At 70.9% G+C, this 14,208-nt stretch carries 15 protein-coding genes and 1 pseudogene; 12 read left to right on the plus strand and 4 right to left on the minus strand.

The features are described 5' to 3' along the window. The 8 genes from VF665_RS06420 to VF665_RS06455 all read left to right on the plus strand — a co-directional run. A partial coding sequence (locus VF665_RS06420) for a hypothetical protein (RefSeq protein ID WP_331052582.1) occupies positions 1-982 on the plus strand: 982 nt, incomplete at its 5' end. A 127-nt stretch (positions 983-1,109) separates the two neighbouring features. After that, a complete protein-coding gene (locus tag VF665_RS06425) occupies positions 1,110-2,084 on the plus strand; it encodes a DUF2332 domain-containing protein (RefSeq protein WP_331052583.1) in 975 nt (324 codons plus the stop codon). 38 nt (positions 2,085-2,122) lie between these two features. Then, positions 2,123-2,719 carry an HD domain-containing protein gene (locus tag VF665_RS06430; RefSeq protein WP_331052584.1) on the plus strand — a complete coding sequence of 199 codons (597 nt, stop codon included), beginning with the start codon at positions 2,123-2,125 and terminating at the stop codon, positions 2,717-2,719. A gap of 136 nt (positions 2,720-2,855) precedes the next feature. Then, positions 2,856-4,364 (plus strand): NUDIX hydrolase, encoded by a 1,509-nt coding sequence (locus VF665_RS06435; protein WP_331052585.1) that lies wholly within the window; start codon positions 2,856-2,858, stop codon positions 4,362-4,364. A 44-nt stretch (positions 4,365-4,408) separates the two neighbouring features. Beyond that, positions 4,409-4,906 (plus strand): hypothetical protein, encoded by a 498-nt coding sequence (locus VF665_RS06440; RefSeq protein WP_331052586.1) that lies wholly within the window; start codon positions 4,409-4,411, stop codon positions 4,904-4,906. Positions 4,907-4,950: 44 nt separating this feature from the next. After that, positions 4,951-5,529, plus strand: a complete 579-nt coding sequence (locus VF665_RS06445; RefSeq protein ID WP_331052587.1) for a GNAT family N-acetyltransferase — start codon at positions 4,951-4,953, stop codon at positions 5,527-5,529. 124 nt (positions 5,530-5,653) lie between these two features. After that, complete coding sequence (locus VF665_RS06450; RefSeq protein ID WP_331052588.1) at positions 5,654-6,052, plus strand: hypothetical protein; 399 nt, start codon at positions 5,654-5,656, stop codon at positions 6,050-6,052. A 78-nt stretch (positions 6,053-6,130) separates the two neighbouring features. After that, positions 6,131-6,739 (plus strand): short chain dehydrogenase, encoded by a 609-nt coding sequence (locus VF665_RS06455; RefSeq protein WP_331052589.1) that lies wholly within the window; start codon positions 6,131-6,133, stop codon positions 6,737-6,739. Positions 6,740-6,816: 77 nt separating this feature from the next. Here the strand turns inward: VF665_RS06455 and VF665_RS06460 are convergent, their stop codons facing one another. Then, on the minus strand, positions 6,817-8,379 hold the full coding sequence (locus tag VF665_RS06460) for a hypothetical protein (RefSeq protein WP_331052590.1): 1,563 nt from the start codon (positions 8,377-8,379) through the stop codon (positions 6,817-6,819). Positions 8,380-8,595: 216 nt separating this feature from the next. Between VF665_RS06460 and VF665_RS06465 the strand changes: the two genes are divergently transcribed. After that, the gene (locus VF665_RS06465) at positions 8,596-9,033 is read left to right on the plus strand and encodes a hypothetical protein (protein WP_331052591.1); all 438 of its coding nucleotides are present in this window, start codon (positions 8,596-8,598) and stop codon (positions 9,031-9,033) included. 349 nt (positions 9,034-9,382) lie between these two features. Here the strand turns inward: VF665_RS06465 and VF665_RS06470 are convergent, their stop codons facing one another. Beyond that, positions 9,383-10,702 (minus strand): hypothetical protein, encoded by a 1,320-nt coding sequence (locus VF665_RS06470; protein ID WP_331052592.1) that lies wholly within the window; start codon positions 10,700-10,702, stop codon positions 9,383-9,385. Positions 10,703-10,977: 275 nt separating this feature from the next. Here VF665_RS06470 and trhA point away from each other — a divergent pair, with 275 nt between their 5' ends. Both trhA and VF665_RS06480 read left to right on the plus strand, forming a co-directional pair. Then, positions 10,978-11,616, plus strand: a complete 639-nt coding sequence (trhA, locus tag VF665_RS06475; protein WP_331052593.1) for a PAQR family membrane homeostasis protein TrhA — start codon at positions 10,978-10,980, stop codon at positions 11,614-11,616. 108 nt (positions 11,617-11,724) lie between these two features. After that, positions 11,725-12,063: a helix-turn-helix domain-containing protein gene (locus tag VF665_RS06480; protein ID WP_331052594.1), complete on the plus strand. Its 339-nt coding sequence runs from the start codon at positions 11,725-11,727 to the stop codon at positions 12,061-12,063. A 53-nt stretch (positions 12,064-12,116) separates the two neighbouring features. On the opposite strand, the gene VF665_RS06485 is transcribed toward VF665_RS06480, so the two are convergent. Continuing rightward, the gene (locus tag VF665_RS06485) at positions 12,117-12,317 is read right to left on the minus strand and encodes a hypothetical protein (RefSeq protein ID WP_331052595.1); all 201 of its coding nucleotides are present in this window, start codon (positions 12,315-12,317) and stop codon (positions 12,117-12,119) included. A 394-nt stretch (positions 12,318-12,711) separates the two neighbouring features. Between VF665_RS06485 and VF665_RS06490 the strand changes: the two genes are divergently transcribed. Then, entirely contained in the window at positions 12,712-13,584 is an 873-nt protein-coding gene (locus VF665_RS06490) for an Ig-like domain-containing protein (protein ID WP_331052596.1), read from the plus strand. 96 nt (positions 13,585-13,680) lie between these two features. Here VF665_RS06490 and VF665_RS06495 read toward each other — a convergent pair. After that, positions 13,681-14,208, minus strand: a pseudogene (locus VF665_RS06495) (radical SAM protein); the annotation flags it as partial.

Genomic DNA, 14,208 nt, shown 5'->3' on the forward strand with positions numbered 1-14,208 from the left:
CTCGTGCGCGCCGCCGAGCGAGTCCGACCTGCTGACGATGTCCACGCCCAAGGCGGACAAGTACGCCCGGGAGGTGGTGGCGTTCGTGCGCGCCCGCAACGCCGCGGCCCTGGCGCACCGCTTTTCTCCGGGGCTCATGCAGCTTCCCGGCGCGGCGGATACCATCGCCGGCTTCGCGCGCTTCTTTCCGCCCGGGAGCACGGTGCAGCAAGTGCGGCTGGTGGGCGCCGCCTCCCACTGGACCACGCAGATCACCGTCCGGCGCCTGACATACGAGGTGCGGTCCACTGACAGCGCGTACACGCTGGTAGAGGTGGCGCTGCTGGAGGACGGGCTGGACAACCTGTACCTGGACGCCGTGTCCGTGCAGCCGCTGGACGGACCGGTGGTGCTGCCCGCCGGGATGTTCCTGGGCGGCAGAAGCATCCTGTTCTGGGCGTTCCTGGGAATGGTGGTGGCGGTGAGCGGGCTGGTGCTCTATCAAATCGTGCGCGCCTTTCGCAAGCGCGGGCAGAGTGCGGGGGCCGGCGGGGCAGGAGCGAGCCGAGCGGACATTCCGCTCTTTCCGGGGCCCAGGCCCGCCGTCGCGGCGCAGTCGATGGCACCGGTGCCGCCGCGCACGCTGGACGAAGTGCCGACGGCCGTGGTGGACGCGCCGCGGCCGCCGCACGCCTGGGCGCGCACTCCGGCTCCGCTGGTCGACTCGATCGCGACCTCGTTCTCGGGCGATAATGCGCCGACGCATTCCGCCGCGGCCGCGGACGTCGCGCTGGACGACGAACGGACGCGGTGGGATTCCGCCGCCGAGTGCACGCCGGTGCCGGATTCCGTGCCGGCGTGGGACTCCGCCGCGGACTGCGCGGCGGACGCGGGCGGGGACTTCAGTTCCGGCTTCGGCTCCGACTCGGCTTCGGATCTCAGTTCAGACTCGAGTTCGGACTCCTGCTCGGATTCGGGTTCCGGCTCCGGTTCGGACTGGTGATCCGCTCGTGACGCGCTGGCGATTGCGTCGTGGCGGGGGATCATCATCCCTTCCCACCGCCATGCGCCCCGTTGCGCCGGATCCCGATGCCCAGCGATCCAGTGATGTTCTCCTGCCCAGCAGCATGATGGACGACGAGCAGTACACCGGCCTGCGCGAGCGCTACCGGAACTTCGCGGAGATCGAGACGCGCGGCTCGTCCGCGCTGTACTCGGAGATGGCCGCGCGGGTGTCGCAGTCGGAGGCGCTGCTCCGCCTCATCGCGCGGCTTCCCCCGGCCAAGCAGCAGCCCAACCTGGTCTTTGCCGCCACGCGCCGATTGTTCGGCACCCCGGCGGACGCGGCGGACTTCGAGCGGACTTTGCTGGCGCACCCGGAGCCCATCCGCGCGCTGATCCTGGCCCGCAGCACGCAGAGCAACGAGCCGGGCCGCTGCGCCACCCTGCTCCCCGCCATGGCGCGCCTCCCGGAGCCGCTGGCGATCATTGAGGTGGGTGCGTCCGCGGGGCTGTGCCTGCTTCCGGACCGGTACGCGTACGACTACGGCCGCGCCTCGCTGCGCCCGGACGGCGCCGGCCCGGACACCCCCGTCTTTCCCTGCCGCGCCAGCAGCGATACGCCGCTGCCAGAGCGGATGCCGCGCATCGTCTGGCGCGCCGGCCTGGACCTGAGCCCCGTGGATCTGGGGGACGAGGAGGACGTGGCGTGGCTGCAGACGCTGGTGTGGCCCGGCGACGACGCGCGCGCCGAGCGCCTGGGCCAGGCCGTCGCCGTCGCCCGGCGCGACCCGCCGGAGGTGGTGCGCGGCGACCTGGTGGACGACCTGGCCGCGCTCGCCGCCCGCGCCCCGCGCGACGTCACGCTCGTGGTCTTCCACACCGCGGTTCTGGCGTACGTGGACGCGCAGAAGCGCGACCGGTTCGCGCGGCTGGTGGCGAGACTGGGCGCGGTGTGGATCAGCAACGAGTCTGCGGACGTCCTTCCCCGGGTCGCGGCGCGGCTGCGGACGGCCCCGCCGCCCGGCCACTCGGTGTTGGCGGTGAACGGAGAGCCCGTCGCGGTCACGCACATGCACGGGCTTTCCATCGACTGGCTCGCCTGACCGTCCCGCCTCTGCACTTCTCACGACACGCGCCGTCCATGACGCACGACGAGATCGAGGGAGTTCTGCACTTTCTCCGCCTGGCGGAGGGGCTCAAGACCACGCCGCGCAGCGGATGGACCACGTCCGGCGAGCGCGAGAGTGTGGCCGAGCACACCTGGCGCCTGTGCCTGATGGCCATGGTGCTGCACCCCGAGTTCCCCGGCGTGGACTTCGCGCGGCTGGTAAAGATCTGCATCATCCACGACCTGGGCGAGGTGATCGGGGGCGACGTGCCCGCGCCGGAGCAGGCGTCGCTGGCGGCGGGAAAGGCGCAGGATGAGCGCCGCGACCTGCTCACAATTCTGGGGCCGCTCCCCCCGCCGCTGCGGGACGAGATCACGATGCTGTGGGACGAATACGAGGCGGCCAGCAGCCCCGAGGCGCGGCTGGCCAAGGCGCTGGACAAGCTGGAAACGATCCTGCAGCACACGCAGGGGCAGAACCCGCCCGGGTTCGACTATCGCTTCAACCTGCAGTACGGCCGCGGCTACACCAGCGCCCCGCCGCTCATCGCCGCCGTCCGCGCGCTGCTGGACGACGAGACCGAGCGCCGCGCCCGCGAAGCCGAATCCGCTCCCGGCGCGCGGGGCTGAACCGCCTGCGCGCCATGCACCGAACGCGCAACTGGCGCCGTCCAAGGGCGTTCGGCGCGCTCCTTGCCGCTCCACGGGGCCGAATCCAGCCGCCGCGACGTTCCGTCGCGCCTGGAACGGAACCCGAGGAAGCGCCGTGAACGTCGAGAGTTCCCTGACCGGACAGCCGGTGCAGTGTGCCGCGATCCCGTATCGCATTGTGGATGGCGCGACCGAGATTCTCCTGGTCACCCGCCGCAGCGGGGAAGGCTGGATCATCCCCAAGGGCAAGATCGAGCCGGGGCTGGGCCCGCGGGAGTCCGCCCGCCGCGAGGCGTTCGAGGAAGCCGGCGTGGAAGGCGACATCGGCACCGCGCCCTTTGACCACTACCGCAATGGCCGCGATGACGGCCCGCTGGTCGTCGCCTTTCTGCTCCGCGTCACCCGTGAGATGAGCTCGTGGCCCGAGGCGGGGCAGCGGGAGCGCGCCTGGGTGCCGGTGGAGGAGGTACAGACCCGCGTGATGGATCCCGGCCTCGTGCGCGTGCTCCGCTCGGTGGCCGCGCACCTGGACCCGGAGCAAATGGCCGCCGCGCCCGCGGACTCGCGCCCCTCGCACAAGTCCGGGCGCACGGCCGGAGCGTCGCGGGGGATCTCGCTCTTTCGCTCCGGGCTGGTGCTGGTGGCGGTGCTGGGGGTGATTGCCCTGGCCGCGCGGCTCATGTTTCCGCACGGCGAGGCGAACGGCGGCGGCGACAAGAGCCGCAAGGAAGCCGGCCGCGGCAAGGGCGGTAAGAATGACGGCGGCAAATCCAAGGACGGCGCCGCCGCGGCGATCGCCGCGGTGCCCGGGGCGGGGAGCAGCCTGTGCCGCGTGGACGCCTCCGCGCTGGAGATGCCGGCGGGGGTGCACGAGTCCAGCGGCGTGGCGGCCGGGCGCCGCACCCCCGGCGTGCTGTGGACGCACAACGACTCCGGCGAGCCGGTGCTGTTCGCCATGACGGCGCGCGGCCAGGAAAGCGGCCAGGTTCGCGTGGCGGGCGCCCGGGTGCAGGACTGGGAAGACATCGCCGCGGGCCCGTGCCCGGGCGGCAGCTGCCTGTTCGTGGGCGACGTCGGCGACAACGAGGGGGCGCGCCGCTCCGTGACCGTGTACCGCGTTCCCGAGCCGGCGCCCACGGACCGCGAGTCGCGCCCGGCGGAGGCGCTTGCCGCCACGTACCCGGACGGCCCGCACGACACCGAGGCGCTCTTTGTGCTCCCGGACGGCGGCATCTTCCTGGTGTCCAAGGGCGAGATCGGCCCCATTGCGCTGTACCGCTTTCCCGCCTCCGCGCGGCCGGGCACGACGGCGCGGCTGGAGCGCATCGTGGAGCTGGCCGGGGCGGGAGTGAAGCGGCGGGAGCGCGTCACCGGCGCCTCCGCCTCGCCGGACGGGCGGTGGGTGGCCCTGCGCACGCTGCAGACCGTCTCGTTCTACCGCACGGCGGACCTGGTGGCGGGCCGTCCCGGCAATCCGCTGCAGTTCGACCTGACGCCGCTGGACGAGGCGCAGGGCGAGGGGATCGGCTGGAGCGAGAACGGCGCGATCTACCTTACCAGCGAAGGCGGCCGCCGCAGCGCCCCCGCCACCCTCGCGCGCCTGATCTGCACGCTTCCGTCCTGATCCGGCATGCGGGTCAGGTTGCGCTCATCTCTCCTGATCCGCGGATGCCGCTCGCACGCACCCTGATTGCTTTCGTGGCGGCGGCGGGCCTCAACGCCTGCCGCCCGCACGCGCCGGAGCAGCCGGTGCCCGCCGGCAGCCTGCCCGCGCGGATCGCCGGCTGCTGGCGGGTGCTGGACACCGCCGGCTACCCGCGGGACGGAATGTACAACGCGTCCGCCGCCGTCCGCCTGGATACGACGATTGCGGAGGCGGTGAGCCGCGGCCTGACACCGCGGTTCCTGGCCAAGCTGGACAGCGCGGGCCGCGAGCTCTCCCCAGACGGACGCCGGTCCAATGTGCATTGGGGAGTCGACACCCTCACCGACAGCGTCCGCGTGAGCTTCAGCACCGGTCACAGCGGCGCCGTGCTGACGCTGGACCACGCGACCCTGCCCGATACGCTTCGCGGACGGGCCGAGGTGTTCTGGGACATGGGGCCATCGGTGGAAGATGCCGTGACCGTGATGCTGGTCCGGATGCCCTGTCCCACGCCCTCCTGACGCCCCCGGCTCCGTTCGCCGTCCCGCCTCGCCTTGCATTGACGATGATCACCCTGCACGAGGAGCCGCTTTCCGCGCTCGATGAGCACGGGCGCGTGCCCATCGCCTTTCCCGTCACCCGCGTGCTGGAGGTGGTGGATGGCGGGCTGGGCGGGCTGGCGCTCGCGGAGCGGACCGTTGAGGAGCCGTGGATCAAGGACTACGACGCGATCCACGGCGAGGGGCCGCGGCGGTGGGCGGATCGCTTCGACGTGTCGCGGTGGGGATTGATCGCCGCGCGTGAGGACGGCGCGCGGATCGGGGGCGCGGTGATCGCCTTCGGTTCGGACGACGTGCACATGCTGGAGGGCCGGCGCGACCTCGCCGTGCTGTGGGACCTGCGCGTGGCGCCGGACGCGCGGGGCCGCGGCGTGGGCGCGCGGCTGTTCCACGCGGCGTGCGGGTGGGCGGCGGCGCGCGGGTGCCGCTGGCTCAAGGTGGAAACGCAGAACATCAACGTGGGCGCGTGCCGCTTCTACGCCCGGCAGGGGTGCGTGCTGGGCGGCATCAACCGCTTCGCCTATCCCGGTCTGCCGGACGAGGTGCAACTGCTGTGGTATCGCGATCTCCGGCGGGCGGAGTGACCCGGGCGCCCGTCCCTCATCCAACGATCATTCCCGCTCCGCTTCCATGCCGCTGATCGTACTCCAGGCGGAGCCGGCCCCGTCTCCCGCGGGGGGTCTCCCCTTCCTGCTCTTGTTCGGAGGGATGTGGCTGCTCCTGTCGGCAGTGCTGGCATGGGCCGGCGGATGGCGCACGCTGGCGAGGCACTATCCCGCGCGGGCACCGGGCGCCGACAGGACGATCCGGGGCGCGTCCGCGTCCGTCGGCTCGCCGCCACTTCCCGTGAACTACAACAACTGCCTGACTGTCCGCGTCACGGAAGCCGGCGTGGAGATCAGCGTCTGGCCAATGTTCCGCTTCCAGCATCCGCCCGTCTTCATCCCCTGGAGCGAGCTGGAAGCGTGCGAACCGGGCCGGCGCTGGTTGCTTTACGTGGTGCAGATTCTGCCGCGCCAGGGCCCGCCGGTCATGTTTCGGGGACGGGCCGCCCGAGCGGTGCTGGCCGGATGGGAAGCCTGGGGGCCCCGAACCGCCGCCGCGTGACCCGCTTGCGTCCGGGCGCGCGGCGGGGCATCGTGGCGTGGCTCTGAAACAGGCGCACTCGCGACGGGGGAGGACGGGATGAAGGTTCTGGTGATCGGCGGAACGGGGACCATCGGGCAGGCCGTGGTGCGCGAACTGAGTGGCGACGGCGAGGTGATCAGCGCGGGGCGCAGCGGCGGCGACGTGCGCGTGGACATCACCTCGCCGGATGCCATCCGCGAAGCGCTGCAGCAGATCGGGACGGTGGACGCGATCGTCTCCTGCGCGGGGCAGGCGGCGTTCGCAGCCACGGACCAGCTTACGGAAGAGCAGATGGAACTTTCCGTGCGCAGCAAGCTGCTGGGGCAGGTGAACCTGGTTCGCTTTGGCGCGGCGCACGTGGCGGACGGCGGATCCATCACGCTCAGCAGCGGGCTGCTGGCGCACCAGCCCGCGCGGGGGAGCGCGGCCATCAGCATGGTGAACGCCGGGGTGGAGGCGTTCGCCCGGGCGGCGGCGCTGGACCTGCCGCGCGGCATTCGCGTGAACGTGGTGAGCCCGCCGTGGGTCGCCGAAACGCTGTCCGCCATGGGCCGCGACCCGGCCAAGGGCCTTCCCGCGGAGCAGGTGGCGCGCGCCTACGCCGAATGCGTCCGCGGCACGCGCACCGGCGAAGTCCTGGACGCGCGCGACTTCGCCCGGGCCTGACCGTCCGGGATGGAGCAATGCGGAGCGGGCCGGCGGAGACGATCTCCGCCGGCCCGCTTTTCATCCCCCCAACCCGTTCAGCGCGTGGCGGGAACCGGGCTCTGCAGCATCTGCGCGGCCTGCCGCTCGAACGCGGCAAAGCGGCGCTCCAGGTCGCGCTGCAGCCGGGCGCGCGGGCTGCGGGCCACGAACGCGTCGCAGCGCGCGCCCTCAAGGCCGCCCGCCGCGGCCGCGCAGGGCGCCGCGGGCGCCAGGCGGTCCAGGTCGCGCCACAGCGGGTCGCCCGCAACGAAAGCGTACTGCAGGCTGGTGCGCGCCATCTGCTTGAGCGCGGGGTAGCCCAGGTTCTGGTCGCGCACGGCTTTGAGGTACTCCAGCGACATCTCCGACCGCGCCACGCCCTCGTCGTCGGTGCTCAGCGCCACCGGCACCCCCGCCCGCATGTACGCGTGCAGGGGATGCGCATCGCCGCGCACGCCCAGGATCACGTCGTTGCTGGTCAGGTTGATCTCCACCATCACCCTGCGCGCCGCCATCTCGCGCATCAGGTCCTGCGCGCTGTCTTCCTGCAGAATGTCCACCCCGTGCCCGATGCGCTCCGCCCGAGCCACGCGCACCGCCTCGCGGATGTGAAAGCGCAGCCCCTCGTCCGGCACCAGGCCGCGCACCAGTTCGCCGGCGTGCAGCGTAACGCGCACCGTGGGAAACTGCGGGCGCAGGAACTGGATCATGCGCATCTGCAGCGAGTAGTCGCGCATGGCCACCGGATTGTCTTCCGGCTGCACCAGGTTCAGCCCCACGACGTCCGGATCGGACTGCGCCATCAGAAAGCCGAGCAGGATCTGCGCGAACACCTGCTGCGGCGGGTTGGCGCGCGACACCTGGTACAGCCAGCGCACGGTGACCCGGCACCCGGCGTCCTCGCGCGGCCCGCCGCACCCCAGCACCGTGTCGCGCCGCGCGGCGATGCTGTCCAGCCGCGCCGAGGCGCGCCGCCCCACGTCGCGCAGCCCCAGCGCCAGCAGCGTGTCGCGCATCCGCGCAAAGTCCGGGTTCCACCCCGCCGAGTCGCCCAGCGTGCGCGCCGCGCGGCGGTCCGGCGTCATCATCAACTCCATGTACAGCAGGCGGCCGCGGGCCGCGCGCGATGCCGCTTCGGCCAGCTGGTCGCCCACGCGGCGGTCCATCGCGTTGAAGCGCCCGAACGTGGCAAAGAACTGGTCGTGGCCGCTGACCGTTGTGGAATCCCAGTTCCGCATCGACATTGCATCCACCAGCTCCGCATACAGCGCGGAGGTGTCGGGAATGGTGGAGGCGAGGCGCAGCGTGTCCGACGGCGTGCACGGGCGGGTCAGGATCACGTGCTGGCGGGTATTGACGCACAGCCCGTCTTCCGCCGCCCACCGCAGGTAGCTTTCGGCGTACACGGCGCCGGACAGGTGGCTGTGCAGATCCGCGCCCTTGGGCATTTCGCGGATGAACACCTCCAGCGCGTCCGGCTGGCCGCGCACGGCGTCCATGTAGCGCGCCGCCTGCTCTTCGGCGGCCAGGCGGCCCTGCGCGGCCGCGGCCAGGGGAAGCGCGGCGGCGGCCAGGGGGAGCGCCAGCGTCCGGCGCAGTGACGAGATGAAAGTCCGCATGACAGGCGTGGGCGGAGATCGGAGCGGCGCGGCCCGTCTGGCCGCCGCGGTGGCCCAAGATAGAGGCCGCGGCCCGGCGGCGAAAGCGAACGCTGCTCCCGTGCCGCGCGGGGCGGGAACACAGGGTGACGGACGGGGTTCCGGGGCAGGGCTGGAAGAGGATTCCGCGCCGTCAATCGGACGGCCGGCGGCACGGGAGGACAGGAGACAGATCACATGAGAGTCTTGGCGGTTCGGCTGATTCTGGCGGGGCTGGTGGCGATGGGGACGGCGGGGTGCCTGCCGCCCGCGAGCGGTCCCGTGCCGGGGACGAACGAGCAGCAGGAAGTCACCCTCACGCTCGGCCAGACGATCGTCGTCGATGGCCGCGTGCACGTGACCTTTGGCCGCGTGGGCGACGATTCCCGCTGCCCCGCGAACGTGGCGTGCGTCACGGCGGGCAACGCGGTGGTGTCGCTGCTGATCCAGGAGCGCGGCGAGCGCAGTGAGACCCTGCAGATCAACACGCACACCGAGCCGCGCAGCGCCACGGACGAGGAGCTGCGCTTTGAGGTGGTGAGCCTGGAACCGGCCCCCACCGCCGGCCAGGATCCGCCCGCCAGCTACACCGTGCGCCTCCGCATCACCCGGGCGCGGGGCAAGCTGTTCGCCTGACGTCCGGGCACGTGAGGTGAAGCATCTCAGGCGGAGGGCGCGGGAGAACTGCATGGGAACGCGCAGTCCAGACTCCACACCGTCCTCCGCGTCCGCTCCGGAGATGGGCCGAAGGGGCAGATGCGATCAGCCGCGCCGAAGCCGCGATCGTGCGCCGAGGCCGCCCCGCGCGCTGAGGTCTCCCTTTCTCCCGCGACAGCGGGGGAGAGGGCCGGGGAGAGGGGGCCTCTCCGCGTGATCGGCACTGTCCGTGACTCTTCATCACCACCGTGCGGGCTGGTGGATGAGGAACGAAAGCGGGCGCGCGGCCAACCTGCCGCGCGCCCGCTCCGTTTTGCTCCGCCGATGGTCAGTCCACCAGGCGCGCCACCCGCTCCATGACCTCGCCCGCGATCCGCTCCACCACCTCGCGCGCCAGCTCCGGGTTCCGCTCATCGGCCGTGTTGCGGGACGCGTTCTCGAACATGGACTGCTCTTCGCGCGAAAGCAGCAGCTGGCGCCAGTTGCCCGCAAAGCTCGGTGCGCGAAAGCGGCGGCTGGCCCGCGCCGAAAAATCGTCGGACGAAAGCTCGCGCCGCGTGGGCACGTCCAGCAGCGTGTAGCGCAAACGAACGCGCGTCTGCCGCTGTCCGGATGCGACGGTGTACGCGGTGTCCGCGCCCGTCCGCAGCTTGGCCGCCCGGCGCTCCGTGCGCACGTCGCTGCTGTCCGTCGCCACGCTGTCCACCTCCATCATCACCACCACGTCCGCCCCCAGCGCGCGGCCCACCCCCGCCGCCTCGTAGCTGCTCAGCCCGGCACGCGCGGAACCCCTCCGGCGCACCTCGCGCCGCACGTCACGGGGATCGATCACGTCTACGAACAGCGGCGTGCGTCCCGTGGCGCCTTCCAGTTCGTCATCCACCTCCGTCAGCCAGTCTGCGGAGAGGCGGCCCTGCACCGCCGCCGTGGCCGTCATGGGGAGCACGGCCACGCGGATCGTCCCTTCGTTCAGCACGTGCGCCTGCAGCTCCGCCACGCGCTCCATCCCCGCGAAGTCGCGGCCCAGCAGGCGGATGGCGCGGTCGGTCACGTCGTACGCCGCCCGGTAGCGGCCCGCCCGCGCCTCGCGGTCGCCCCACGCCAGAAAGGTCTCCAGCCGCGCCTCGTCAATGCGCGCGCGCTGCTCCGGCGACGGCTGCCAGCGGTTCACGGCGCGGTCCAGCCCGCCCAGCGCGTCGTTCCACCGGCCACTGGAGGCGTACTGGCCGCCCCGGTCCAGCGACGCCTCAATGGCCTCGTCCAGCGTCTGGCGCCGCAGCCGCGGATACTCCGCCGGGGCCGCGAGGGGCACGTTCACCGCGGCGGCGTCGCGGCGCAGGGCGTCAAGCCGCAGCAGCAGGTCCGCGGCCTGCCCGGGGTCGCCGCCGGAGCGCGCCGCTTCCGATTCCGCCAGCAGCTGGTCCACTGCGCGCGCGCCCGTCTCCCCCAGCCGCGCCCGGGCCTCGGGGAGCGACGGGTCGCGGCGGATGGCGTCGATGTAGCGCTGGGCGGCATCCACGGATTGGCCGCGCTGTTCCAGGCGCATCCCCTGGTCCAGGCGCTTGGAGGCGGTGACGCACCCGCCCAGCAGCATGGGTGCAAGCATGGCGACGAGCGCCGCGCGCCGGAGTACCGAATCTATGTTCATGGGAGCAACGGTTTGTCGGGATGGGGCGGAGAACCGCGCCGTCAATGTATTCCTGCTGCTGTACCTCCAAAAGGGTGCGGCGGGTTCCACCGAGCCCCGCGTCCCTCACGAGGAGGTACCACGTCTGTCGGCTTCCGTGCGGGATACGACGAGATGAGCCACGCTCAGTGCAAGTCGTTGGGATCGGGGGAGATAAGAAGCTCGCGCGAACGGGCGGGGAGCGTTATCGTTCACTGGATGAGTACGCCCGCCACACCCGCGCTCCAGGCCGCCTGATGCACCCGTCCGACACTCCGCGCGAAGAACTCGCGAACGCCCTCACGCACGGCGTGGGCGCGCTGGCCGGCGCCGTGGGCGCGGTGATCCTCGTTGCCGGCGCCGCGCTGCACGGCGACGTGTGGCAGATCGTGAGCAGCGCGGTGTTCGGCGCGTCGCTCGTGCTGCTCTACACCGCGTCCACGCTGTACCACGCCGCGCGGAATCCCCGCACCAAGGCGCGCCTCAAGATCCTGGACCACTGCGCCATCTACCTGCTCATCGCGGGCAGCTACACGCCGTTCACCCTCATCGCCCTGCGCGGCGGATGGGGATGGAGCCTGTTCGGCGTGGCGTGGGGGCTGGCGGTGGCGGGGGTGATCTTCAAGCTCTTTTTCACCGGCCGCTTTCCCCGCATCTCCACCGGCATCTACGTGGGGATGGGGTGGATGGTGATCGTGGCGATCGTCCCCATGCTGCAGCGGCTTTCGGGCACCACGCTGGCGTGGCTGGTGGCCGGCGGGCTTACGTACACGGCCGGGACGGTGTTCTACCACAACCGGCGGCCGTACGCGCACGCCATCTGGCACCTGTTCGTGCTGGGCGGCAGCGTCTGCCACTTCATCGCTGTCGCCACACAGGTTCTGCCTCCCAGTTGAGACCACGGCCGCGCACCCGCTTCGGGCTTTTCATCCGCCCGCGAGGACATCCTCGCGGGCGGATTCGTCTTCGGGGAGCTTGACGGTCGGGCAGGACCGGTTATCATAGTGGACAAACCAGACAAGGAGGCTTCTGTGAATGAAAGCACCTCGTGGGTTGGTCACGTAACGCCTGCGGATGGAAACATCTTCGCTGATCTCGGTATCGAGCCCGGCGAGGCTGAAGAACTGCTCGTCCGGGCGGAGTTGCTGGCAGCAGTCCAGCGGATTCTTCGAGCCCGACGCGTGCGCCCCAAGAAGGCCGCCCGCACGTTTGGCGTGAGTGAAGAAGTCGTTCAGGAACTCCGGCGCAATCGGATCGACGATTTTTCCACAGAGGAGTTGATCCGAATGCTCGGCCGTGCCGGAATGCGCATCAACGTGACCGTGAGCCGAACATCCAGATGATGCTGGGAGACTCGTGGCCGGGTGGCCAGGAGTCTCCCCTAAAAAGCATCAACTCACCCGACCAGGAACGCGGATCCTTCAGAGTCGTAGGGTTCGGAAATGGTGACAATCACGATTGCATCTGGATCGATGTCGATGTAGCGCCTGACCTCAGCCCGCTTCATCTCATCGGAAGCCGGCAGGTCTCCGCTAATTGCGTCGGCAGGGATACTGACCGACTTCTCCCTGACCTGGGTACCCACCTGGTACGTCACGTGCACGCTCCGCATCATCATGGCACAGCTCCTACGGATGGAATGTTGTTCTCGTAACGAGAATGATCGCTTCTAAGTTTATCGAGCTTCGTCGAAGTGTCAAGACCCTCGTCTGCTTTTCGGACGTGGGTTTCTTTATCCAAAGTGGATAATGATTTAAGTCGCTGAACCGGAGTTGTCGCAGTGGGACGGGGCAGGTGGAGATGTGCTGCACATGATCCTTGACCCGGGTGGCGGAGGAGGCAATACTGCGTTTGGCGATTGATGGCGGATTCTGGATGTTCGCCCAGTCGCGCGCAGTTACCGGAGCGGGCGCCCCGCCTCCGTCCCGGTGCCCCCGCCGGCCCCCGCGCCGGCTTTGTCCTGCCCTCCTCCCTCTCCCGGAGCCAGTCCCATGCGCACCACCCGACGCCCCTTCGCGTTCGCCTGCTTCTCCGTCCTGAGTGCGGCCGCGGTTCTCGCCGCCTGCTCCGACGGTGGCGACCCCCTGCGGAGCCTGCCCGAGGCCCGCGCCGCCGTGAGCACCCCCGCGGCCCTGCTGCGCTGCCGTGCCGACGTGCGCGCCGGCACGGTGTCGTGCCGCGAGGAGTCGCCCGCGGGGAGCACCGGCGGCGCGCTGGGCGCCCACTACATCTACTTTCAGAGCGCGCCGCACGCCCTGGTGGTGCAGAACGACTACGCGGCCACGAGCACCGACGTGCAGTTCGACCTGCGCGTGGTGAACCTGGTGCCGCAGAGCATCGGCACGGAAGACGGGGTGACGCTGCACTCGCGCGGCGTGCGCCTCTTCTTCTGGTCCAACCCGTCGGTCACGGACGGCACGGGAAGCGTGTCCATCGTGGAGCCCTCCGCCAGCGGCAGCTTTACGGGGACCAACCAGAAGTATCACCAGTGGAACGAGATCGTCGGCTCGCAGGACACCACCGTGGCCGAGAAGCACTACAACTTCGCCCTCACGGGTACGGTGAACGCCTTTGAGTTCCAACTGGGCGTGAGCACCAACATGAAGTGGGCCGCCATCACCTCCGCGTCGGCCGCCACCGCGTCGGTGTCGGTGGGCAACACGGTGGACCTGGACGCGTGGCGGCTCAACGCGCTGGGCGACACCATGGCGCTGTCGTCCATCCGCTGGGCCAGCGGCAGCACCGGCGTGGCGGCGGTGGACAGCCTTTCGGGGGTGGTGACCGGCGTGAGCGCGGGGACCGCCAACGTGATCGCCAGCCAGTCCGGCTCGCGCCCCGACACCGTCATCGTGACGGTGAACTGACGGCCCCCGTCCCGATTTGCCAGATGCAGAACGGCCCCGCTCCAAAGGTTCGGAGCGGGGCCGCTTTGCATCCATCACAGCGGAGAAGGGCGCGCCTCAGGCCTCGGCGGCCGCCGGCGTCATCAGTTCGTCCGCGTTCTCTTCGTTGGGCGCAAGGGTGTCCATGAAGCTGCTGACGCTGAACACCGCGTTGCCGGCGCCCGGAGGGCCGTAGCCCGGAGGCGGCTGCAGGCCGTGCTTTTCCAGCGCCTCGCGGTACGTTTCCAGCAGCCGGATGTGGTACTCCAGCGGTGCGCCTTCGGGGTTGTCGCGCCCCAGCGGCGTGGACGGTTCCGGGCACCAGGTGGTGAACCGCGGCGTCACCCCGCGCGACATGAAGTGGTCCAGCCCCTCGCGCGTGCTGGCGATCGCCTCGTTGACAGTGGCGAACCCGAACGGGCGCGCCATCTCTACCCCGGCCACGAAGTTGGGGATCACGTACCGCGCCCCGAACACCTCCGCCGCGTCAAAGATGCGCCGGTGCCACTCTTCGCGGCCCACGTAGCGCTCCTTGCCCGGGCAGATGATCTCGAACAGGCGCTTGTCCCACACCTCGTAGTTGGGGTGGTAGATGCGGATGCCGTA

Origin of the sequence: Longimicrobium sp., assembly GCF_036387355.1 — a bacterium.
In the GTDB taxonomy this organism is placed as follows: Bacteria; Gemmatimonadota; Gemmatimonadetes; order Longimicrobiales; family Longimicrobiaceae; genus Longimicrobium.

What these genes read in the sequence shown, in the direction of transcription:
- VF665_RS06425 (WP_331052583.1), top strand. Translation starts at nt 1,110, where the DNA reads ATGGACGACGAGCAGTACACCGGCCTGCGCGAGCGCTACCGGAACTTC.
- VF665_RS06430 (WP_331052584.1), top strand. Translation starts at nt 2,123, where the DNA reads ATGACGCACGACGAGATCGAGGGAGTTCTGCACTTTCTCCGCCTGGCG.
- VF665_RS06440 (WP_331052586.1), top strand. Translation starts at nt 4,409, where the DNA reads ATGCCGCTCGCACGCACCCTGATTGCTTTCGTGGCGGCGGCGGGCCTC.
- VF665_RS06445 (WP_331052587.1), top strand. Translation starts at nt 4,951, where the DNA reads ATGATCACCCTGCACGAGGAGCCGCTTTCCGCGCTCGATGAGCACGGG.
- VF665_RS06450 (WP_331052588.1), top strand. Translation starts at nt 5,654, where the DNA reads ATGTGGCTGCTCCTGTCGGCAGTGCTGGCATGGGCCGGCGGATGGCGC.
- VF665_RS06455 (WP_331052589.1), top strand. Translation starts at nt 6,131, where the DNA reads ATGAAGGTTCTGGTGATCGGCGGAACGGGGACCATCGGGCAGGCCGTG.
- VF665_RS06460 (WP_331052590.1), bottom strand. Translation starts at nt 8,379, where the DNA reads ATGCGGACTTTCATCTCGTCACTGCGCCGGACGCTGGCGCTCCCCCTG.
- VF665_RS06465 (WP_331052591.1), top strand. Translation starts at nt 8,596, where the DNA reads ATGAGAGTCTTGGCGGTTCGGCTGATTCTGGCGGGGCTGGTGGCGATG.
- VF665_RS06470 (WP_331052592.1), bottom strand. Translation starts at nt 10,702, where the DNA reads ATGAACATAGATTCGGTACTCCGGCGCGCGGCGCTCGTCGCCATGCTT.
- trhA (WP_331052593.1), top strand. Translation starts at nt 10,978, where the DNA reads ATGCACCCGTCCGACACTCCGCGCGAAGAACTCGCGAACGCCCTCACG.
- VF665_RS06490 (WP_331052596.1), top strand. Translation starts at nt 12,712, where the DNA reads ATGCGCACCACCCGACGCCCCTTCGCGTTCGCCTGCTTCTCCGTCCTG.